20 protein-coding genes are annotated in these 21,393 nt (G+C 65.4%); 11 read left to right on the top strand and 9 right to left on the bottom strand.

Annotated features, from left to right (window positions below; genetic code table 11):
* Positions 1-2: 2 nt before the first annotated feature.
* From AC066Y_RS33205 to AC066Y_RS33180, 6 genes are all read left to right on the top strand, one after another.
* Positions 3-890 (top strand): ABC transporter permease, encoded by an 888-nt coding sequence (locus tag AC066Y_RS33205; protein WP_478277557.1) that lies wholly within the window; start codon positions 3-5, stop codon positions 888-890.
* Positions 887-2,551, top strand: a complete 1,665-nt coding sequence (locus tag AC066Y_RS33200) for an ABC transporter ATP-binding protein (protein ID WP_478277556.1) — start codon at positions 887-889, stop codon at positions 2,549-2,551. Before AC066Y_RS33205 ends, AC066Y_RS33200 begins: the two co-directional genes overlap by 4 nt.
* A 246-nt stretch (positions 2,552-2,797) precedes the next feature.
* A complete protein-coding gene (locus AC066Y_RS33195) occupies positions 2,798-4,318 on the top strand; it encodes a M81 family metallopeptidase (protein WP_478277555.1) in 1,521 nt (506 codons plus the stop codon).
* Positions 4,319-4,325: 7 nt separating this feature from the next.
* Positions 4,326-5,498, top strand: a complete 1,173-nt coding sequence (locus AC066Y_RS33190; protein WP_092115210.1) for a M20 aminoacylase family protein — start codon at positions 4,326-4,328, stop codon at positions 5,496-5,498.
* Positions 5,491-6,909 (top strand): amidase, encoded by a 1,419-nt coding sequence (locus AC066Y_RS33185; protein ID WP_478277554.1) that lies wholly within the window; start codon positions 5,491-5,493, stop codon positions 6,907-6,909. Before AC066Y_RS33190 ends, AC066Y_RS33185 begins: the two co-directional genes overlap by 8 nt.
* A gap of 137 nt (positions 6,910-7,046) precedes the next feature.
* A complete protein-coding gene (locus tag AC066Y_RS33180) occupies positions 7,047-7,937 on the top strand; it encodes a crotonase/enoyl-CoA hydratase family protein (RefSeq protein ID WP_478277553.1) in 891 nt (296 codons plus the stop codon).
* 127 nt (positions 7,938-8,064) lie between these two features.
* Here the strand turns inward: AC066Y_RS33180 and AC066Y_RS33175 are convergent, their stop codons facing one another.
* From AC066Y_RS33175 to AC066Y_RS33165, 3 genes are all read right to left on the bottom strand, one after another.
* Positions 8,065-9,039, bottom strand: coding sequence for an NADPH:quinone oxidoreductase family protein (locus tag AC066Y_RS33175; protein ID WP_478277552.1), 975 nt, complete (start codon positions 9,037-9,039; stop codon positions 8,065-8,067).
* Positions 9,039-9,650 carry a 2-hydroxychromene-2-carboxylate isomerase gene (locus AC066Y_RS33170; protein ID WP_092115215.1) on the bottom strand — a complete coding sequence of 204 codons (612 nt, stop codon included), beginning with the start codon at positions 9,648-9,650 and terminating at the stop codon, positions 9,039-9,041. Before AC066Y_RS33170 ends, AC066Y_RS33175 begins: the two co-directional genes overlap by 1 nt.
* A 100-nt stretch (positions 9,651-9,750) precedes the next feature.
* Complete coding sequence (locus AC066Y_RS33165; RefSeq protein ID WP_478277551.1) at positions 9,751-10,455, bottom strand: glutathione binding-like protein; 705 nt, start codon at positions 10,453-10,455, stop codon at positions 9,751-9,753.
* Positions 10,456-10,554: 99 nt separating this feature from the next.
* Here AC066Y_RS33165 and AC066Y_RS33160 point away from each other — a divergent pair, with 99 nt between their 5' ends.
* Positions 10,555-11,577 carry a methionine synthase gene (locus AC066Y_RS33160; RefSeq protein ID WP_478277550.1) on the top strand — a complete coding sequence of 341 codons (1,023 nt, stop codon included), beginning with the start codon at positions 10,555-10,557 and terminating at the stop codon, positions 11,575-11,577.
* A gap of 16 nt (positions 11,578-11,593) precedes the next feature.
* Here the strand turns inward: AC066Y_RS33160 and AC066Y_RS33155 are convergent, their stop codons facing one another.
* From AC066Y_RS33155 to AC066Y_RS33145, 3 genes are all read right to left on the bottom strand, one after another.
* Entirely contained in the window at positions 11,594-12,217 is a 624-nt protein-coding gene (locus AC066Y_RS33155; protein WP_478277549.1) for a hypothetical protein, read from the bottom strand.
* Between the two features lie 170 nt (positions 12,218-12,387).
* A complete protein-coding gene (gene gpt / locus AC066Y_RS33150; protein ID WP_092115219.1) occupies positions 12,388-12,915 on the bottom strand; it encodes a xanthine phosphoribosyltransferase in 528 nt (175 codons plus the stop codon).
* A 6-nt stretch (positions 12,916-12,921) separates the two neighbouring features.
* Positions 12,922-13,674: a competence/damage-inducible protein A gene (locus AC066Y_RS33145; protein WP_207830820.1), complete on the bottom strand. Its 753-nt coding sequence runs from the start codon at positions 13,672-13,674 to the stop codon at positions 12,922-12,924.
* A 227-nt stretch (positions 13,675-13,901) separates the two neighbouring features.
* Here AC066Y_RS33145 and AC066Y_RS33140 point away from each other — a divergent pair, with 227 nt between their 5' ends.
* From AC066Y_RS33140 to AC066Y_RS33130, 3 genes are all read left to right on the top strand, one after another.
* A complete protein-coding gene (locus AC066Y_RS33140) occupies positions 13,902-15,320 on the top strand; it encodes a circularly permuted type 2 ATP-grasp protein (RefSeq protein ID WP_478277548.1) in 1,419 nt (472 codons plus the stop codon).
* A gap of 8 nt (positions 15,321-15,328) precedes the next feature.
* Positions 15,329-16,273 (top strand): alpha-E domain-containing protein, encoded by a 945-nt coding sequence (locus AC066Y_RS33135; RefSeq protein WP_478277547.1) that lies wholly within the window; start codon positions 15,329-15,331, stop codon positions 16,271-16,273.
* A 153-nt stretch (positions 16,274-16,426) separates the two neighbouring features.
* Positions 16,427-17,269: a transglutaminase family protein gene (locus tag AC066Y_RS33130; RefSeq protein WP_478277546.1), complete on the top strand. Its 843-nt coding sequence runs from the start codon at positions 16,427-16,429 to the stop codon at positions 17,267-17,269.
* 21 nt (positions 17,270-17,290) lie between these two features.
* On the opposite strand, the gene AC066Y_RS33125 is transcribed toward AC066Y_RS33130, so the two are convergent.
* The 3 genes from AC066Y_RS33125 to pdhA are packed head-to-tail and all read right to left on the bottom strand — an operon-like array spanning position 17,291 to position 20,452.
* Complete coding sequence (locus AC066Y_RS33125; protein WP_478277545.1) at positions 17,291-18,412, bottom strand: dihydrolipoamide acetyltransferase family protein; 1,122 nt, start codon at positions 18,410-18,412, stop codon at positions 17,291-17,293.
* 20 nt (positions 18,413-18,432) lie between these two features.
* Positions 18,433-19,413 carry an alpha-ketoacid dehydrogenase subunit beta gene (locus AC066Y_RS33120; RefSeq protein ID WP_478277544.1) on the bottom strand — a complete coding sequence of 327 codons (981 nt, stop codon included), beginning with the start codon at positions 19,411-19,413 and terminating at the stop codon, positions 18,433-18,435.
* Positions 19,406-20,452, bottom strand: a complete 1,047-nt coding sequence (gene pdhA, locus AC066Y_RS33115) for a pyruvate dehydrogenase (acetyl-transferring) E1 component subunit alpha (RefSeq protein ID WP_478277591.1) — start codon at positions 20,450-20,452, stop codon at positions 19,406-19,408. Before pdhA ends, AC066Y_RS33120 begins: the two co-directional genes overlap by 8 nt.
* A gap of 542 nt (positions 20,453-20,994) precedes the next feature.
* Here pdhA and AC066Y_RS33110 point away from each other — a divergent pair.
* Positions 20,995-21,288, top strand: coding sequence for a GYD domain-containing protein (locus tag AC066Y_RS33110; protein ID WP_478277543.1), 294 nt, complete (start codon positions 20,995-20,997; stop codon positions 21,286-21,288).
* Positions 21,289-21,393 lie beyond the last annotated feature (105 nt).

Genomic DNA, 21,393 nt, shown 5'->3' with positions numbered 1-21,393 from the left:
CAATGGCGATCGAAACCCTTCCCGAATCCTCCATCCCCGTCACCCGGCCGTTCCGCGTCAAGTTCGGCTTCCTGGCGTCGACGCCGATCATCGCGGTTGCGACGATCTGCCTCGTCCTGATCATCCTGATGGCGATCTTCGCACCGCTGCTCGCGCCGCACGATCCGCTGTTGCTGACGCCGGCGCAGCGGCTGAAGCCGTCGAGCGCGCAATACCTGCTCGGCACCGACGCCTATGGACGCGACCTGCTGTCGCGCGTCATCTATGGCGCACGGATCTCGCTCTTGATCGGGCTCGGCGCCGCCGTCTGTTCGATCGCCATCGGGCTCCTGATCGGCCTCGTCGCCGGCTTCTTCCGCTGGGTCGACGCGGTGATGATGCGCGTGATGGACGGCTTGATGGCGATCCCCGCCATCCTGCTCGCGATCGCCGTGGTGTCGCTGTCCGGCGCCAGCATCTGGACCGTGATGGTCGCGATCACCATCCCCGAGATACCGCGCGTGGCGCGGCTGGTGCGCTCGGTGGTGCTGACCGCGCGCGAGGAGCCCTATGTCGAGGCCGCGATCTCGCTCGGCTCGAGCCTGCCGAAGATCATGTGGCGGCATTTGATGCCGAACACGATCGCGCCGCTGATCGTGCAAGGCACTTATGTCTGCGCATCCGCGATCCTGACCGAGGCGATCCTGTCGTTCCTCGGCGCCGGCATCTCGCCGGAAACGCCGACCTGGGGCAACATCATGGCCGAGGGCCGCGCCTACTTCCAAATCAAGCCGTCGCTGATCTTCTGGCCGGGGCTGCTGCTCTCGATCGCCATTCTCAGCATCAACCTGATCGGCGACGCCGCGCGCGACGCGCTCGATCCCCGCATGAAACAGCGTGAGGGCAAGTGACCACAACCAACTCTGCCAACGTCGTCCTCGACATCAACAATCTTGTCGTCGGTCTCGGCCGCAAGGCTGACGCCCACCGCATCATCGACGACCTGTCGCTGCAGGTGCGTGAGGGCGAGACGCTCTGCCTTGTCGGCGAAAGCGGCTCGGGCAAGTCGGTGACCTCTTTGACCACGATGGGCCTGCTGCAGAAGGGCACGCTGGTGCCGTCCGGCGGCAGCGTCAAGCTGGTCGGCGAGGAACTGCTCACCGCGACCGACCGGCGGCTGCGCCAGCTCCGTGCCACGCGGATGGCGATGATCTTTCAGGAGCCGATGACCGCGCTCAATCCGGTGGTGCCGGTCGGCCGCCAGATCGACGAGGTGCTACGCGCCCATACCGATCTCGATTCCCGCGCGCGGCGTCAGAAGATCCTGGCGATGATGGAGCATGTGCGGCTGCCGGATGTGGAGCGCATCTTCTCCTCCTACCCTCACCGCCTCTCGGGCGGACAGCGCCAGCGCATCATGATCGCGATGGCGCTGGTGCTGGAACCAAAGCTCCTGATCGCGGACGAGCCGACCACCGCGCTCGACGTCACCACCCAGAAGCAGATCCTCACGTTGATCCGCGACCTGCAGCGCGACCACGGCACAGCGGTTCTGTTCATCACCCACGACATGGGCGTGGTGGCCGAGATCGCCGACCGCGTCGCGGTGATGCGGCACGGCCGGCTGGTCGAGACCGGCCAGCTGCAAGACGTGCTGCGCAACCCGACAATGGAATACACCCGCAACCTGCTGTCCGCGGTGCCGAGCCTCGTGCCGCGCGCGCCACGCCCGGAGACGAAGGAGCCGGTGGTGCTGGAAGCCAACGAGCTCAGCAAGGTCTACCGGGAGCGGTCGCTGTTCGGCAAACCCCGCGAGGTCGCCGCCGCCAGCAACGTCACGCTCACTCTGCGCAAGGGCCGCACGCTCGGCATCGTCGGCGAAAGCGGCTCCGGCAAGTCGACGGTGGCGCGCTGCATCGTCCGCCTGATCGATCCGACCTCGGGCGGGGTGCGCCTCGTCGGCCGCGAGATCTCCGAACTGTCGCGCCGGCTGTTGCAGCCGCATCGGCAGAAGATCCAGATCATCTTCCAGGACCCCTACCGCTCGCTCAATCCGCGCGTCACCGTCGGCGAGAGCATCGCCGAAGGCCCGGTCAACTACGGCATGCCGCGCAAGGATGCGCTGGCGCGGGCCCGCGAGCTGCTCGAGCTCGTCCACCTGCCGCCCGACGCGATCTCGCGCTATCCGCACCAGTTCTCCGGCGGCCAGCGCCAGCGCATCGCGATCGCGCGCGCGCTGGCACTCGATCCCGACGTGCTGGTGGCGGATGAGGCGGTGTCCGCGCTCGACGTCTCGGTGCAGGCGCAGGTTCTGAATCTGCTCGACGAAATCCAGCGACGGCTGGGCATCGCGCTGTTGTTCATCACGCATGATTTGCGCGTCGCCGCGCAGATCTGCGACGACGTCGCCGTGATGCAACATGGCCGCGTCGTGGAACAGGGACCGGCGGCCGAGGTGCTGACCAATCCGCAGCAGGCCTACACCCGCGCGCTGCTCGAGGCTGCGCCCGGGCGCGGCTGGGATTTTGCAAATTTCCGCCCCGTTTCGGAAGGCCTCGTGGCAACGGCCTAGGTCTTTAGCCGTAGCCTCAGTCTCTGCCTTGGCTTAGCCTTGGGCCTTTACGCCCATAGGGCATGCAAATCCGGAAGTGCTTGACGGCTTGCGCTTGGCGCGACGACACGCTTAACGTCGCGCGCTAGGGCATGGCCTGGAAGGTGGACGCCGGTCTTCCCGAAAGAACACGCTCAAACCAACGAGATCGTGACGCGAACCGTTCCGATCGCGTCACGATCGAAGAAACGTATCGAGACCAACTTGATGACCCGCATTGCCGTTGGCGGCTTCCTGCACGAGACCAACACCTTCGCACCGACGAAGGCAACCTATGACGACTTCGTGCACGGCGGCGGCTGGCCGTCGATGACGCACGGCAGCGACGTGCTCAGGGTGATGCGCAAGATCAATGCCGGCCTCGCCGGCTTTGTCGAGGCGGCGGAAGCCAACGGCTGGGAGCTCGCTCCGACGGTCGCGGCCGGCGCGACTCCATCGGCCCATGTCACGAAAGATGCCTTCGAGCGGATCGTCAGGGAGATTGTCGACGGCATTGCCGCTGCGGGGCCGATCGATGGCGTCTATCTCGATTTGCACGGCGCCATGGTGACCGAGCACTATGACGACGGCGAGGGCGAGATCCTCGCCCGCGTGCGCAAGGTGGTCGGCAAGGACATTCCACTGGTCGCGAGCCTCGACCTGCACGCGAACGTCTCGCCCGAAATGATCGCGCATGCCGATGCGCTGATCGCCTACCGCACCTACCCGCATGTCGACATGGCCGACACCGGCCGGGCCTGCGCCAGGCATCTGGCCTTGCTGCTCAAGTCCGGTGAACGACTGGCAAAGGCGTTCCGGCAGCTGCCGTTCCTGATCCCGATCAGCTGGCAATGCACCAACGATCAGCCGGCGAAGAACATCTATCAGCAGCTTGCGTCGCTCGAGAGCGACGCGGCACCGACGCTGTCGTTTGCGTTCGGCTTCCCGGCTGCCGACTTCAGGGACTGCGGCCCAAGCGTGTTTACCTATGGCCGGACGCAGGCCGATGCGGATGCGGCCGCCGACCGGCTCGCCGCATTGGTCGAGGGCCATGAAAACGATTTCGACGGCCGTATCTATTCGCCCGACGACGGCGTGCGGTTGGCGATGGAACTGGCAGCATCGGCGACAAGGCCGATCGTGATCGCCGACACCCAGGACAATCCCGGCGCTGGCGGCACGTCCGACACCACGGGCATGCTGCGGGCGCTGGTGCGCAACAAGGCCAGCGCCGCCACCGGTGTGATCTTCGATCCGCAGTCGGCGAAGGCAGCGCATGAAGCCGGTGTCGGGGCTAGCGTCACGCTCGATCTCGGCGGTAAATCCGGCATCGCCGGCGACGCGCCGTACCGCGAGACCTTCGTCGTCGAAAAACTCTCGGACGGCAGGTTTGTCGCGCCTGGGCCATTCTACGGCGGCCGCGACATGGACATGGGCCTCTCGGCCTGCCTGCGGGTCGGCGACGTCCGCGTCGTCGTCGGCTCCTACAAGGCCCAGCTTGCCGACCAGTCGATGTACCGCTATGTCGGCATCGAGCCGACCGCGCAGAAGATCCTGGTCAACAAGAGCTCGGTGCATTTCCGCGCCGATTTCGAGCCGATCGCCGAGAAACTGCTGATCTGCGCCGCGCCCGGCGCAATGCCGGCCGATACCGCCACACTGCCGTGGAAACATTTGCGTCCCGGCATTCGTATCAAGCCTAACGGCCCCGCTTTCACCCCCTCCTCCCCATCACGCACAAACGGATAGAGAGATCATGCCGACCATTGAGCGCATCGACAGTTTTGCCGACGAACTCACCGCCATCAGACGGGATCTGCATGCGCATCCCGAGATCGGCTTCGAGGAGGTCCGCACCTCCGGCATCGTCGCCGACAAGCTCACGAGCTGGGGCATCGAGGTGCATCGCGGCCTCGGCGGCACCGGCGTGGTCGGTGTGCTCAAGGGCAAGGGCAACAGCAGCAAGAAGATCGGCCTGCGCGCCGACATGGACGCGCTGCCGATGGAGGAGAACACCAATCTGAAGTGGCGCTCCACCATTCCCGGCCGCTTCCACGGCTGCGGCCATGACGGCCACACCACGATGCTGCTCGGCTCGGCGCGCTATCTCGCCGAGACCCGCAATTTCGACGGCACCGTGCATTTCATCTTCCAGCCGGCCGAGGAAGGCCTCGGCGGCGCCCGTGCCATGATCAAGGACGGCCTGTTCAAGCAGTTCCCCTGCGACGAGGTCTACGGCCTGCACAACGCGCCCGACCTCAACCACGGCGAGATCGCGATCCTGCCGGGCCCGGCAATGGCCGCAGCCGACTTCTTCGACATCAGGATCCAGGGCTACGGCGCGCATGGCGCGATGCCGGAGCGCTCCAAGGACGCGGTCGTGATCGCAATGACGCTCGGACAAGCATTGCAGTCGATCGTCAGCCGCAACGTCGATCCGCTGCAGGCTGCGGTGCTGTCGATCACGCAGATCCATTCCGGGTCGGCGTACAACGTCATTCCCGGCGAAGCCTGGATGTGCGGCACGGTGCGCTGCTTCTCCGACGAGATCCGTGAGCTGATCCGCAAGCGGATGCGCGAAATCGCCGCCGGCTTTGCGACGGCCTATGACGCCGAAATCTCGGTCGAGATCCGCGACGGCTTCAGCGTACTGGTGAACCAGGAAGAGCAGTCCCGCGTCGTCGAGGAAGTCGCGCGCACCGTGGTCGATCCGGCCAAGGTGATCACCCGCTCGACGCCGAAGATGGGCAGCGAAGACTTCGCCGACATGATGCAGGCCATTCCCGGTGCGTATTTCTGGGTCGGCCATGACGGTTCGGTGCCCGTGCACAATCCCGGTTACGTTCTCGACGACAAGATCCTGCCGATCGGCGCCAGCATGTTCGCGCGCATCATCGAGAAACGTATGCCGGCAGGTGCGCATGCATAAGCCGAAAGCGGACGCCATCACGTCGCTGCACGATCTCTCGGCCGTCGACCTGCTGGCCGGCTACCGTGCCAAGCAGTTCTCGCCGTCCGAGGTGCTCGAGGACATCATCTCCCAGGTCGCGACCTGGGAGCCGCACATCAAGGCGCTGTATCTGTACGACCCCGACGGCGCGCGGAAGGTCGCCAAGGCCGCGACCGAGCGTTGGCAGCAGAGCGAGCCGGTCGGCACGCTCGACGGCGTGCCCGTCACCATCAAGGACAACGTCGCGACCAAGGGCCAGCCGGTGCCGCTGGGTGCCGCAAGCGTCAAGCTCGCGCCCGCCGAGAAGGATGCGCCGCCTGCCGCGCGGCTGCGCGAAGCCGGCTGCGTGATCTTCTCCAAGACCACGATGCCGGATTACGGCATGCTGTCGTCGGGGCTGTCGTCGTTCCATCCCCTCACCCGCAATCCCTGGGATATCAGCAAGAATCCCGGCGGCTCGAGCGCCGGCGCCGGCGCGGCCGGCGCCGCCGGCTACGGCCCGCTGCATCTCGGCACCGACATCGGCGGCTCGGTGCGGCTGCCGGCCTGCTGGTGCGGCCTCGTCGCCCTGAAGCCAAGTCTTGGCCGGGTGCCGATCGACCCGCCCTATGTCGGCCGCGTGGCGGGGCCGATGACCCGCACCGTCGACGACGCCGCGCTGATGATGAGCGTATTGTCGCGCCCCGATCGCCGCGACGGCATGAGCCTGCCGGCGCTCGAGGTGAACTGGAAGGCGCTGGAGAAGTCGCCGCGCAAGCTGCGCATCGGGCTGATGCTCGACGCCGGGTCCGGCCAGAAGGTCGAGAAGGAGGTTCGCGAGGTCGTCGTCAAGGCCGCGAAGGCGTTCGAATCCGCCGGCGCCGTCATCACCGAGATCGACGGCATCCTGACGCCTGAGATGCTCGAGGGGCTCGACAATTTCTGGCGTGCGCGGACCTGGGACGAGCTGTCGAAACTGTCGCAGGCCGACCGCGGCAAGACCCTGCCCTATATCCTCAACTGGGCCGAGGCCGGCGCAAAGCTCTCCGGCGTCGATGTGGTGCGCGGCTTCAACCAGACGATGGCGATCCGCGCGGCCGCTGCAAAACTGTTCTGCGACGTCGACTACGTGATCTCGCCGGTGTCGCCGGTCGTGAACTTCCCGGCTGAATTCGCAGCCCCCCTCAACGACCCCGCAAAGCCGTTCGAGCACATCTGCTTTACCGTGCCGTGGAATATGTCGGAGAACCCGGCGCTGTCGATCAATGGCGGCTACGACAAGAAGGGCTTTCCGATCGGCGTCCAGATCATCGGCCGCCGCTTCGACGACATCGGCGTGCTCGGCATGGGCAAGGCGTTCGAAGGCCTGCGCGGCCCGCAGAAGCCGTGGCCGACGCCGCCGAAGAAGTAGCGCCTCAACGCAAATCGGGATGCGCGGAGCCGAGCCTCGCGCATCCCTCTTCTTCACAAGGGATGATTGCCGGGTTAACTGGATGGAGACGCGCGCCAGCGCCGTTCATTCAAGAAAACAGAGAGGAAATCATCCCCATGGCGTATGAGACGATCAAGTACGAGGTCGCCGAGCAGATCCTGACCATCACGCTGAACCGGCCCGACAAGCTCAACGCCTTCAACGCCACGATGCAGCAGGAGCTGATCGACGCGTTCGACAAGGCCGACAAGGACGACGACGTCAGGGCCATCATCGTGACCGGTGAAGGCCGCGGTTTCTGCGCCGGCGCGGATCTGTCCTCCGGCGCCAACACCTTCGACCGCGATGCGCGGCGCGGTCCGGTCAAGCGCAATGCCGACGGCAGCGTCGACTACAGCGATCCGCAGGTGCGTGACGGCGGCGGCCAGGTGACGCTGCGCATCTTCAAGTGCCTGAAGCCCGTGATCGCCGCGGTGAACGGCCCCGCGGTCGGCATCGGCGTCACCATGCAGCTTGCGATGGATATCCGCATCGCGTCGGAGGCCGCGCGCTTCGGCTTCGTGTTCTCCCAGCGCGGCATCGTGCCGGAGGCCGCCTCGAGCTGGTTCCTGCCGCGCATCGTCGGCATCTCGCAGGCGCTGGAGTGGTGCTACTCGGGCCGCGTCTTCCCGGCACAGGAAGCGCTCGCCGGCCGGCTCGTCAGCAAGGTGGTGCCACCGGACGATCTGTTGCCGACCGCGCGCGCGCTCGCCAAGGAATTCGCGGCCAAGACCGCGCCGGTCTCGGTGGCACTGATCCGCCAGATGATGTGGCGCATGATGGGCGCCGACGATCCGATGGAGGCGCACAAGGTCGACAGCCGCGGCATCTATGCCCGCGGCCGCTCCGAGGACGTCAAGGAAGGCGTGGTGTCGTTCCTGGAAAAGCGTCCCGCGCAGTTCAAGAACAAGGTGTCGTCGGACATGCCCGACTATTTCCCGTGGTGGCAAGAGCGCGACTATGAGTGAGCGAACGGCGTCCCGCGGCGTCCACTCCTCACCTCACAAGAGCGTAGGGTGGATTAGCGAAGCGTAATCCACCGAGATCCGAAGATGCGGCGGGTTACGCCTTTCGGCTAACCCGCCCTACGCACTTTCATCTGGTTAGCAGCGCCACACGGCCGATGGCCTTGCGTTCGATCAGGAGGCACATCGCCTTCGCATAGTCCTCAAGCGGCAACCGGTGTGAGATATTCGGTCGCACCCGGCCCGCCTCGGCCCATTCGCTCAGCGCCTTGAACCTGACCGCGCCGAGCGCGGGGTCCTTCCGCACCGCCTCGCCGGCGCGGACGCCGAGCACGCTCGCACCCTTGATCATCAACAGATTGGTGCGGGCGAGACCGATGCCGCCGGTGAAGCCGACGACCAGAATGCGCGCGCCCCAGTTGATGCAGCGGATCGAGTTCTCGAACACCTCGCCGCCGACGGGATCGAACACCACATCGGCGCCGTTTCCGTCGGTGAGACGCTTGACCGCATCGCGGAACGGCTCACGCGCGTAGAGCACGAGATGATCCGCGCCACGTTCTTTGGCAATCGCAAGCTTCTCCTCGCTCGAGGCCGCCGCGATCACGGTGGCGCCGAGCAGCTTGCCGATCTCGACCGCGGCAAGCCCGACGCCGCCGCCGGCGCCATGCACCAGCAGCACCTCGCCCGGCTTGATCTGCCCGCGATCGATCAGCGCGTGATACGCCGTGCCGTGCGCGGCAAGGAAGGTCGCGCCTTCCGCATAGTCGAAGGTCGACGGCACCGGCACGAGTTGCGACGGTGTCGCGATCGCCTCGTCGCAATAGGCGCCAAAGCGCATCTTGACGATCACCTTGTCGCCGACGGCGACGCCGGCAGCTTCATTGACCTCGACGACATCGCCGGCAGCCTCCGAGCCCGGCGTGAACGGCAGCGGCGGCTTGAGCTGGTACTCACCTGCCGCCATCAGGATGTCGGGAAAATTGATCCCGGCGGCACGGATCGCAACCCGCACCTGCCCCGGCTGCAAAGGCACCGAGGCAAAGCTTTCCAGTTGCAGGCGCTCCGGCGGGCCGAGCTCGCGGCAAACGACGGCTTTCGGCATCAGGCGGCTCGTGCCTTGAGGCGGACCAGCGCCTCGCGGATCAGCGGCAGGCGGTCGTTGCCGAAATACATGTCGGTCTTGTCGAGATAGATCGTGGGCGAGCCGAAGCCGCCGCGCGCCATCACCTCCTCGGTGTTGGCCTTGAGCTGATCCTTGATCGCCTGGTCGCCGATGCCGGCCAGGAATTGCGCCGGATCGATCCCGAGCTTGGTGCAGATTTCGGTCAGCACCGCATCCTGCGAGATGTCCTTGTCGTCACCCCAATAGGCCTCGAACACCGCGCGCGCGAACGGCACCATCTTCTCGTTGCCGAGCCAGATGCAGCCGCGCATCGCCTTGACGCTGTTCACCGGGAACACGGTCGGCGGCATCTTGATCGCAAGGCCGGCCGAGCGCGCCCAGTCGCCGAGATCCTTCTTCATGTAGCGCGCCTTCAACGGCACCGGCTTCTCGCGCTGCGCGTAGACCGACGGATTGACGGTGTTGAAGATGCCGCCCACCAGGATCGGCCGCCAGCTGATCGGCGCGTCGAACTCCTTCGCCAGGGGCTGGATGTTGTGCCAGGCGAGATAGGTCCACGGGCTGGAACAGTCGAAGAAGAATTCGATCATTGGCGTTTCCCTTTGTCTTTTCCATAGTCATTGTCGTCATTCCGGGATGCGCTGCAAGGCGCGGACCTCGCGACTGTGTCGCGCCGCGGAATAACTGACATTAATTCTTCTCGACCAACTCCTTCGCACGCCGGCCGAACATGTTCTTGCGTGATTCCTCGTCAAACGGCTCCTTGACGAATTTTCCGATCGCAAGGCCCGCCTGGACCTGCGGCCGGGCGCGCACGGTCGCGTACCAGCGCTTGATGTTCGGGTAATCGTCGAGGGTGAAGCCCTGCGCCTTGTGGGTCATGGTCCAGGGGAAGCAGGCGATGTCGGCGATCGAATAATCATCGCCGGCGATATAGGCACCGGTCTTGCCGAGCTGGCGGTCGAGCACGCCATAGAGCCGCGCCGTCTCGTCGCGGTAGCGCTCGATCGCATAGGGAATCTTCTCGGCGGCATAAAGCGCGAAATGGCCGTGCTGGCCGAGCATCGGCCCAAGGCCGCCCATTTGCCACATCACCCATTGGATGACGTTCGACCGCGCACGCAGCTCCCGCGACAGGAAGCGGCCGGTCTTGTCGGCGAGATAGATCAGGATCGCACCGGTCTCGAACACCGAGAACGGCCCGCCGCCGTCGGCAGGCGCATGGTCGACGATCGCGGGGATGCGGTTGTTCGGGCTGATGGCCAGGAATTCAGGCCGGAACTGCTCGCCGGCGCGGATGTTCACCGGGATCACCTGATAGGGCAGCCCCAGTTCCTCCAGCATGATCGAGATCTTCCAGCCGTTCGGCGTCGGCGCGTAGTGCAGGTCGATCATCGGCGTCCACTTCCCCGTCACAAAGACTTTTGTTGTTCTGTACGTCCACCTTAGGACATGGCACACAGGCGCTCAATCAGAACCCAGCGGGAGGCACCCATGCTGTTTCCAACCACGATCGCAGGCTCCCTGCCGAAGCCGGAATGGCTCGCCGAGCCGAACATGCTGTGGGCGCCGTGGAAATCCGAAGGTGCCGAACTCGCCCGCGCCAAGCGCGATGCCACGGTGCTTGCGGTCAAGCTGCAAGAGGATGCCGGCGTCGACATCGTCACCGAAGGCGAGCAGGCGCGCCAGCACTTCGTGCACGGTTTTCTGGAGCGGATCGAGGGCATCGATTTCGCCCACAAGGTCGAGATGGGCATCCGCAAGGACCGCTACAAAGCCATGGTCCCGCAGGTGGTCGCGCCACTGCAGCTCAAGGGCCGCGTCCATGAAAGCGAGGCGCGCGCGGCGCGCGCCCACACCAGGAACAAGCTGAAGTTCACCCTGCCCGGTCCGATGACGATCATCGACACCATCGCCGACAAATATTATGGCGACCGCGTGAAGATGGCGTTCGCCTTCGCCGAGCTGTTGAACCAGGAGGCCAAGGCGCTGCAGGCCGACGGCGTCGACATGATCCAGTTCGACGAGCCCGCCTTCAACGTCTACATGGATGAAGTCCGCGACTGGGGCATCAAGGCGCTGGAGCGCGCCGCCGAGGGCCTGACCTGCGCCACCGCCGTACATATCTGCTACGGCTACGGCATCAAGGCCAACACTGACTGGAAGCAGACGCTCGGTGGCGAGTGGCGGCAATATGAAGAGACCTTCCCGGTGATCGACAAGAGCACGATCCAGCAGGTCGCGATCGAATGCCGCAACTCGAAGGTGCCGATCGAGCTGCTCGCGGCGCTCCCCGGCAAGATCGTCCAGGCCGGCGTGATCGACGTCGCCAGCGACGAGGTCGAGACCGCGGAAGATGTCGTCAAGGTGATCGAGGCGGTTGCGAAATACGTGCCGAAGGGCAACATCATCGCGACCACCAATTGCGGCATGGCCCCGATGCGGCGGGACATCGCCGAAGCCAAGCTGATCGCGCTCGGCGCCGGCGCGAAACTGGCACGGCAGCGGCTGGCCTAAGCTCAACGCCGGCGGTTCAGCCCGAAGCAGCTATCGCGCTCGGATGCAGCACCGGCCGGTAGCCGGCCCGAAACGCACGGACGGTCGAGGGCGGCGTCAGCAGCATCGCGGGAGCAATGACGTCGGCCCGCTCGTAGCCGGCGAACGACCAGCACAAGGTCTCGCCACCGGCAACGAGGTAGCTCTCCCCGTTCGCCTGCACCATCGCGCCGTCAGGTAGCGCGGCGAGCGGCATCGGCAGCGGATGCAGCCGCTTCTTGCCGCGGTCGAGCCGCTCGGCATGCAGCACCGCATCCATCGCCCTGGCGCTGAGATCGCTCGTGCCGTTACCCTCCTCCCACGCGGCGCGAAACCGCTTGGCGTCGTCGCGGCGGCAGTAGAAGCAAGGCCGGTGGCCGGCTGCGAATGCGGTCGCTTCATCGAGGAAGAACAGCTCGGTCCAGCTCTGTTGGCTCATCACCTTGCGCCGCCGTCCCCTGAACTCGCAGACGCAGGTGAGCCAGGCCGGGCTCGACCAACGCCTGTTGAGCAGCGTCCGCGTCGCGGGATCATGGATGATGCCGCGATTGCCGGTGAAGGTGCCGCGATGTTCGGACGCGACGATGTCGCCTGTCGGGGTGACGCGGTTTTGCAGGGGCATGCTTCTGACTTCCCCCTCGCCCCGCTCTTGCGGGGAGAGGGTCGGGGTGAGGGGCTGTGTCCGCAAAGATAGTGAGAGATGAACTCGCGGTGAGTCCCCCTCACCCGGATCGCATTGCGCTGCGCTGCATGCGATCCGACCTCTCCCCGCAGGCGGGGCGAGGTGACTCTCTATGCCGCCCCGTCGCGGATCGGCGGCTGGAACGACAGCGCGGTGTCCCAGGGAAAGAAGATCCAGGTGTCCTGCGACACCTCGGTGATGTAGGTGTCGACCAGCGGCCGCCCCTTCGGCTTGGCATAGACAGTCGCGAAATGCGCATCGGGCAGCATCTCGCGCACCAGCTTGCCGGTCTTGCCGGTATCGACGAGGTCGTCGACGATCAAGAGCCCCTTGCCGGTGCCGCCGCCGAGCTTGGCGGTCTGCTCCGAAATGCCCTTGAGCACTTTCAGGTCGCCCTGCTTGTCGTGGTCGTAGCTGGCGACGCAGACGGTATCGATCACCCGCAAGCCGAGCTCGCGCGCCACGATCGCCGCCGGCACCAGCCCGCCGCGGGTGATCGCGATCACCGCGTGGAACGGGCCGACCTCGTTGAGCCGCCAGGTCAGCGCCCGGCAATCCCGATGGAATTGATCCCACGAGACCGGGAACGGCCTGCCGGCCCGATCCTGCGCATTCTGTTCAGAATTTCGTTCAACCATGTCGCCTCAACCCGCCGGCTTCTTCTGCGCGGCCTGCACCTGCTTCAACATCTCCTTCACCGCGGCCATCGCCGCGGCGAGCTTCTCGGGATCGCGCGAGCGCACCACCAGATTGGTGTTCGGCTTCTGGTTCTCGTCCTGGAACGGATAGCTGCCGATGATGGTGTCGGGATTGGCTTCCGCGATCGCCCGCAGCGGGCCGCCGATGTCGCCTTCCCTTGCGTCGGCGCGGACCGAGTCCGACAGCATCCGCACGCCGGATTTCAGGGTCGGCGCCACGATGTCCATCATCGCCTGCATGATGGTGGGAATGCCGGCCATCACGATGACGTTGCCGAGCTTGAAGCCCGGCGCCAGGATGGTCGCGCTCTGGATCAGCTCGGCGCCATCGGGCACCCGGGCCATCCGCAGCCGCGCCTCGTTGAGGTCCTGCTCAGTCCAGCGCTCCCTGAACCGCGCCACCACGTCGGGATGATGGTGGATCTCGACCCCGAACGCCTTCGCCACGCTGTCGGCGGTGATGTCGTCATGGGTCGGCCCGATGCCGCCGGTGGTGAACACGTAGGTGTACCGATGCCGCAGCGCATCAAGGGCGGACACGATGTCGGCCTCGTCGTCGGCGACGACGCGGACCTCCTTCAGGTCGATGCCGATATTGGTCAGGTATTCGGCGATGAAGCCGATGTTCTTGTCCTTGGTCCGGCCGGACAGGATCTCGTCGCCGATCACCAATATCCCCGCCGTGACGATCTCGCTCATGGTCCCATTTCCTTAAACTTGATCCCCTGACATTGCCGATCCAATGCCTTGATGTCACGGGGTTTTGCCGCCGAATTAAGCAGACCTCAGCCGGTTTTTCGGGCAGGCCTTCCGCCTCCCCCTTAGCAAATGCCAGAAGCCAATGCATATCGCGCTGGCCCGCCCCTTGCTACCATCCCATCAAGTCATGCACTGTGTCACATGGCTTGGGAGGGCAATCGGGATATATGGCAGTCGCGTTCGATGAGATGAACGGCCTCGGCGAGGATCTCCGCCCGGCCTACCAGGAGCTCTCCCGCTGGCTCAAAGAGACGCCGCCGGATGCGCTCGAATATCGGCGCCAGGAAGCGGAGCTGCTGTTCCGCCGGATCGGCATCACCTTCGCGGTCTACGGCGATTCCGAGGCCCAGGAACGGCTGATCCCGTTCGACGTCATTCCGCGCATCATGTCGGCGACCGAGTGGACGCTGCTGGAGAAGGGCCTCAAGCAGCGCGTGCTCGCGCTCAACATGTTCCTCAAGGACATCTATCACGGCCGCGACATCCTGCGCGCCAACGTCATCCCGGAAGACCTGATCTTCCAGAACCCGGTGTTCCGGCCGGAGATGAACGGCCAGGACGTGCCGCACGACATCTACGTCCACATCGCCGGCATCGACATCATCCGCACCGATCCGGACAATTTCATCGTGCTGGAGGACAATGCGCGCACGCCGTCCGGCGTCTCCTACATGCTGGAAAACCGCGAGATCATGATGCGGCTGTTTCCGGACCTGTTCGCGCGGCACCGCGTCGCGCCGGTGGAGCGCTATCCGGATGAGCTGTTGTCGGCGCTGCGGTCGGTGGCGCCGCTCAGCGCCTCGGCCGAGCCGACGGTCGCGCTGATGACGCCCGGGGTCTACAACTCGGCCTATTACGAGCACTCCTTCCTGGCCGACAAGCTCGGCATCGAGCTGGTCGAGGGGCGCGACCTCATCGTCAAGAACGACGAGGTGTTCATGCGCACCACCGAGGGGCTGAAGCGGGTCGACGTGATCTACCGCCGCGTCGACGACGACTTCCTCGATCCCCTCACCTTCCGGCCGGATTCCGCGCTCGGCGTCCCCGGGCTGATGTCGGCCTATGCGGCCGGCAACATCACGCTCGCCAACGCGGTCGGCACCGGCATCGCCGACGACAAGGCGATCTATTCCTACATGCCCGACATCGTGAAATTCTACCTCAGCGAGGAGCCGATCCTGAAGAACGTGCAGACCTGGCGCTGCCGCGAGGCGCAGGACCTGTCCTACGTGCTCGACAACCTCGCCGACCTCGTCGTCAAGGAGGTGCACGGCTCGGGCGGCTACGGCATGCTGATTGGACCTGCCGCCACCAAGGCGACCATCGAGGCGTTCCGCGACAAGCTCAAGCGCGAGCCGGAGGGCTTCATCGCCCAGCCGACGCTGGCGCTGTCGACCTGCCCGACCTGCACCGACAAGGGCCTCGCGCCGCGCCATGTCGACCTCCGCCCGTTCGTGCTGACCGGCTCCAGCCACACCACTATCGTGCCCGGCGGGCTGACCCGCGTCGCGCTGAAGGAAGGCTCGCTCGTGGTCAATTCGAGCCAGGGCGGCGGCACCAAGGACACCTGGATACTGAGCGAGTAGTTAAAAGCATGCTGTCGCGCACCGCCGAAAACCTGTTCTGGCTCGCCCGTTATGTCGAACGCGCCGAGTATCTCGCGCGCACGATCGACGCCACGCTCCGTGTCACTGCATTGCCCGCGGCCTATATAGGCAAGACCAACGAGTGGGATTCCGCCCTGCTGACCGCCGGTGTCGGCGCGACCTTCTACGACCATTACGAAGAAGCCAACGAGCGGAACGTCGTCGAGTATCTGTCCTTCTCGTCGGAAAATCCCTCCTCGATCAAGAACTGCATCGAGGCTGCACGGCTCAATTCGCGCTCGGTGCGCACCGCGCTGACGTCGGAGATGTGGGACACCATCAATTCATCGTGGATCGAGTTGCAGGCAGTCTGGAACAAGGGTCCCGCCAACCGCGAGGAGCTGGCAAAATTCCTGCGCTTCGTGCAGGAGACCTCGCTGCGCTTCGACGGTTCGGCCTACCGCACCATGCTGCGCAACGACGCCTACTGGTTCTCGCGGCTCGGCGTGCATCTCGAGCGCGCCGACAACACCGCCCGCATTCTCGATGTGAAGTACCACATGCTGCTGCCCGAGGAGGAGCATGTCGGCGGCCCGCTGGATTACTACCAGTGGACCTCGATCCTGCGCTCGGTGTCGGCAACGACCGCCTATCACTGGGTGTACCGGGAAACCCTGAAGCCCTGGCTGATCGCCGACCTCCTGATCCTCAACGACACGCTGCCGCGGTCGCTTGCCAGCTGCTACAGCAACCTGGTGCGCAATCTGGACCAGATCGGCGTCGCCTATGGCCGCCAGGGCGCCGCCCAGCGCCACGCCCGCGGCATCAGGAACCGGCTCGAGCACAGCCATATGGACGATATCTTCCAGCACGGCGTGCACGAATTCATCCAGGAATTCCTTGCGGATAATTCGCGGCTGGGCGAGATCGTCGCCAAGCAATATTTGATGTGACCGCCGCGCCGGGAAAAGTGCTCAAAATGTCGTCATGACCGGGTCAATCCCGGTCACCCATGTCTTGCTTTCGCGGCCGATTAGGAAGAAAGACGTGAGTGCCCGGGGCATGATGTTCCTGCCCCAGAAGACCGACTGAACTCCGGTTGAGCCATGCGCCTGCGGATTGCCCACACCACCACCTATCGCTACGAGCCGGCGGCCTCGGGCGTGATCCAGATTCTGCGGATGACGCCGGGCAGCCATGACGGCCAGTATGTCGCCGACTGGCAGATCGACGTCTCGACCGATTCCCGGCTCGACACCCATGAGGACGCGTTCGGCAACGTCACCCATGTGCTGACGCACGGTGCGATCACCGACCTCACGATCCATTGCGAGGGCCTGGTCGAGACCCAGGACACCGGCGGCGTGCTGAAAGGCACCGACGAGCGGTTTCCGCCGAGCCTGTTCCTGCGTGCCACGCCGCTGACCGACCTCAACCTGGCGATGACGAGCTTCGTGCGCGAGCTGCGCGCGGAAGCCGGGGCCGACGTGCTCGGCTTCCTGCACGCGGTGATGGTGCAGATCTACGAGCACATGACCTTCGATGAAGACCCGACCAACAGCGCCACCTCGGCCTCCGAAGCGTTCGCGCTGAAGCGCGGGGTCTGCCAGGACTACGCGCACATCCTGATCGCCTGCGCGCGCGCGGGCGGCGTTCCGGCGCGGTTCGTCTCCGGCCACTTCCTGCGCTCCGACGGCATGGTCAACCAGCAGGCCGGCCACGCCTGGGCCGAAGCCTTCGTGCCCGACCTCGGCTGGGTCGGCTTCGACGCCGCCAACGGCATCTGCACCACCGACGCCCATGCCCGCGTCGCGATCGGCCTCGACTATCTCGGCGCCGCCCCGGTCCGCGGCACCCGCTATGGCGGCGGCAACGAGACGCTGTCGGTCGCGGTCAAGGTCGACCAGGCCGGCCGCCCCGGGCAGTGGCAGAGCCAGACGCAGTCCTAAGCCGCCGCCGGCGGTTCTCGCTCATTCTGAGGAGCCGCGAAGCGGCGTCGCACGCTCAAGGTCGGATTTGAGGGCGACCAGGAAACGGGCCGCTTCGCCACCGGTCACCACTCGATGGTCGAAGGTGAGCGATAGCGGCAACGTGGGTCTGACCGCAACCTGGCCCTGATGCGCGACCACCCGCTCCGAAATCCGCCCGGCGCCGACGATCGCCGTCTGCGGCGGCACGATGATGAGGTTGGCGAAGCGGCCCCCGATCATTCCGAAGTTCGACAACGTGATCGTCGCACCGCGCAGCTCTTCCGGGGGTATCGCGCGCGCGATCGCGTCGGCGCGCAGGCGATCGAGCCCAGCCCGCAGGTCCGATACGGTCCGCTCCGCGACGTTGCGCAGCACGGGAACGATCAGACCGCCGCCGGTGTCGACAGCGATGCCGAGATCGATGCGCTCGATCAGACGCCGCTCTCCCGAGCCGGAATGATACCAGGCGTTGAGCGCGGGCTCTGCCTTGCATGCAGCGGCGATCGCACGCAGCAGACGGATTGTCACGTCCTCGTCCCGGCGCCAGTCGTTGATGTCGGCTTCATCGGTGACCGTCGCAGGCACGATTTCCGCATGCGCCGCCGTCATGCGCTGGGCCATCGCGCGGCGCAGGCCGCGCAGCGGCTCGGCGGGTCCGCGGTGAGACATCCGCTTTGCCGCCCGCTCGACATCGGCCCGCGTGATGGTGCCGCCGGGCCCCGTCGCCTCGACGAGATCGAGCGCGACGTCGAGCTTGCGCGCGAGCGCGCGCACCGCTGGAAACACCTGAGCGCCCTCCCCGCCGGGCGGCGTCGAAGCTGCTGCGGCCGCCGGCGGTTGCTCGCCGGTGCCGAGTTCGCCCACAATCGTGCCGGTATCCTCCTCGGCGCCTTCGGCGAACTCCACGAGCGGCGCGCCGACCTTCACGATATCGCCCTTGGCACCGAACAGACGCGCGATGCGTCCGTTCGACGGCGCCGGTATCTCGACAACCGCCTTGTCGGTTTCGACCGAGACGAGCGGCTGGTCGGTCACGACATGGTCGCCCTCGTTGACGTACCAGGTGACGATCTCCGCTTCTTCAAGACCTTCGCCAAGGTCCGGCAGCGTGAACTGGTGCATGGGACAAGATCCGTCGGTGTTCAGTTGTATTGGCACGTCTTTCGGGCTGCCGCCACGATGCGTCCGACCGACGGCATGTAGCGTTGCTCGAGGCGGGCCATCGGGATCACCGTGTCGTAGCCGGTGACGCGGATCACGGGTGCGAGCAGCGAGGACAGTCCGCGCTCGGCGATCATGGCCGCGATCTCTGCGCCAAATCCGCCGGTGTGCGCCGCCTCGTGCACGATGACGCAGCGCCCGGTCTTTGCGACCGAACCGAGCACGGTGTTTTCATCGTAGGGCTTCAGCGTGGCAAGGTCGATGACCTCGGCGGCGATGCCGTCATCGGCAAGCGTGTCCGCTGCGGCCATCGTTTCCTTCAACATCGCGCCCCAGCTGACCAGCGTGATGTCGCGCCCCTCCCTCAGGACAAAGGCGTGATCGAGCGGCAAGGCTTCGCCATCGTCCTCCACCTCGCCTTTCGCTGCGCGGTACAGCCGCGTCGGCTCCAGGAACACCACCGGATCGGGATCGCGGATCGCGGCGAGCAGAAGTCCATAGGCCCGCTCCGGCGACGAAGGCATGACGACACGCAAGCCCGGAATGTGGGCGAGCATTGCCTCGGTGCTTTCGGAATGATGCTCGGGCGCGCGAATGCCGGCTCCATGCGGCGTGCGCAGAACCATCGGACAGGTGAGCCGTCCCTGGGTACGGTTGCGCATTCGAGATGCGTGGTTCACCAGCTGATCGAGACAGGGATAGATGAATCCCATGAACTGGATTTCGCCGACCGGCTTCAGCCCCTGCACGGCCATGCCGACACAGAGCCCGCTGATCAGAAGCTCGGCAAGCGGCGTATCAAGGACGCGCTCCGGACCGAAGCGCTCCTGCAAGCCAATCGTCGCGCGGAACACGCCGCCATTGACGCCGATATCCTCGCCGAGCACGACCACGTCGGGATCGTCAGCCATCGCGCGGCCGAGCGCCAGATTGACGGCTTCGACCAACGTCACTTCAGGCATCGTCCTCTCCCGCGAGTTCGCGACGCTGCGCGGCATAGGCCTCGGGCAGCTCGGCATAGAGGTTGTCGAACATGGTTTCTGGCCGGCGCTGCGGCGTCGCCAGATAGCGCTGCACCGCTGCCTCGATGCGCTCATGGCACTCGGCGGCAAGCTGCTCCTCGTTCGCCTTGGTCCACATCTTCTGACTCACGAGATAAGACCTGAGGCGCGCGATCGGCTCTTCCTTCCAATGCGCCTGGACTTCTTCGGCCGAACGATAGCGCAACGCATCATCTGACGTCGTGTGATCGCCGAGCCTGTAGGTGACCGCTTCGATAAAGTGCGGGCCCTTGCCGTCGCGGGCAGCGGAAATGGCCTCCTCGGCCGCGGCGCGCATCGCCACCACGTCGCACCCATCTACCTGCTCGCCGCTGAACCCGGCCGCGATAGCTTTCTGGGCCAGCGTTTCAGAGGCGGTCTGCAATCGCAGCGGCACCGATATGGCCCATTGATTGTTGGTGGCGACGAACACGAGCGGCAGTTTGTGAACGCCGGCAAAATTCATGGCCTCGTAGACGTCGCCTTTCGAGGTAGCGCCGTCGCCGAACAGGCAGACGGCCACACGCGGCTGCTTGCGCAGCTTCAAGGCATAGGCCACGCCGGCGGCATGCGGCGCCTGCGATCCGACCGGAACGCAAAATGGAAAATCATGGACCGGACCGGAGAATTGATTGCCCCGTTCATCGCCGCCCCAGAACAGCAATATCTCTTCGGGCTTGACGCCACGCCAGAGCAACGCGCCATTGTCACGATAGGACGGCAGCAGAACGTCTTCTTGCCGCATCGCACTCGCGATGCCGACCGACACGGCCTCCTGGCCGAGCGATACGGCATAGGTTCCCAGCCGACCGGTGCGCTGCAACGCAACAGCCTTGCGGTCAAACAGCCGTAACAGCACCATCGACCGGTAGAGTTCGATCAGCAGCTTGGCATCGCTGGCGAAGGCGGGAAGCGGCCGGCTGATTGCGCCGTTCGGCGCAAGGTAGTTGCGGCGGCGCACCTCAAAGCGTGCAATGACGGGGAGCTCTTCTTTTGCTCTTTTGCTGGCCACGCTCACTCTCCTGGAGCGGTTCTGCCTGCCACGTTCAGCTATTTGGTGTTCGAGCCGCGACGATGCAATACCGCCGTAACTTCGCTCTGGGTGCAGGCCCAGCTGACTTGCGCCTGACGACCTGCACCAAGTGCTGCACGGCAGGCCCGCTGTGGCCCTCATCCTTGTGCAGAGCGCGTGATCTCGACGCAGTGTTTTCGCTTACGTGAATTTCGGGCGAACACCGTGCCTTGCCACTGCGTTTGCGATCACAACGCGGCGAGCCCTCTTTCTCGGGCGAGCGACATGGCGTAATCTGCGCCGAGCTGCCCTTTGAGACGGGACGGGCCGACGTCTCCGTTTGACGGAACGGGCAGCGGTCAGCCGTCGGCAGGCATCTCAGTCTGAACGCAGCGCCTGCCTTATGTGGCGCTCCCTCAACTTCAACATGAAGCAGGTTGGCCTGCTGCACACGCGGCAGACAAGGGAATGCGTAACCCTTGGAGGACGACATGGCGACATTCATAGTGAGGATCGACTGGACCGACCAGGGAATTCGTAACGTCAAGGACGCGCCCAAGCGCAGCCGAGCCGCGAGAGAACTCGCCAAGACGCTCGGTGTCGAAATCAAGGAGGTCTATCTCACCTCCGGCGAGCATGACATCCTTCTCCTTGCCGAAGCGCCGCTCGGCGACAACATCACGAAGCTCGCGCTTGCCCTCAGTTCTCAGGGAAACATACGGACCTGCACCTCCCGGGCCTGGCCCGAGGCCGAGTGGACCAAGCTGATCGCCGAGCTTCCGTAGCGGCTTCGGATGCTCTGACGGATCTCTGCGCGGCTTGAGCGACGGGTGCCGTCGCTATTCTGGCCCCCGGCGGTCCGCGCGAGTTCTGCGCGCGCGCAAGGCGAC

The organism is Bradyrhizobium sp. USDA3010, assembly GCF_056429065.1.
Note: the sequence above shows the minus strand (reverse complement) of the source record. Positions and strands in the feature narration are given on the sequence as shown.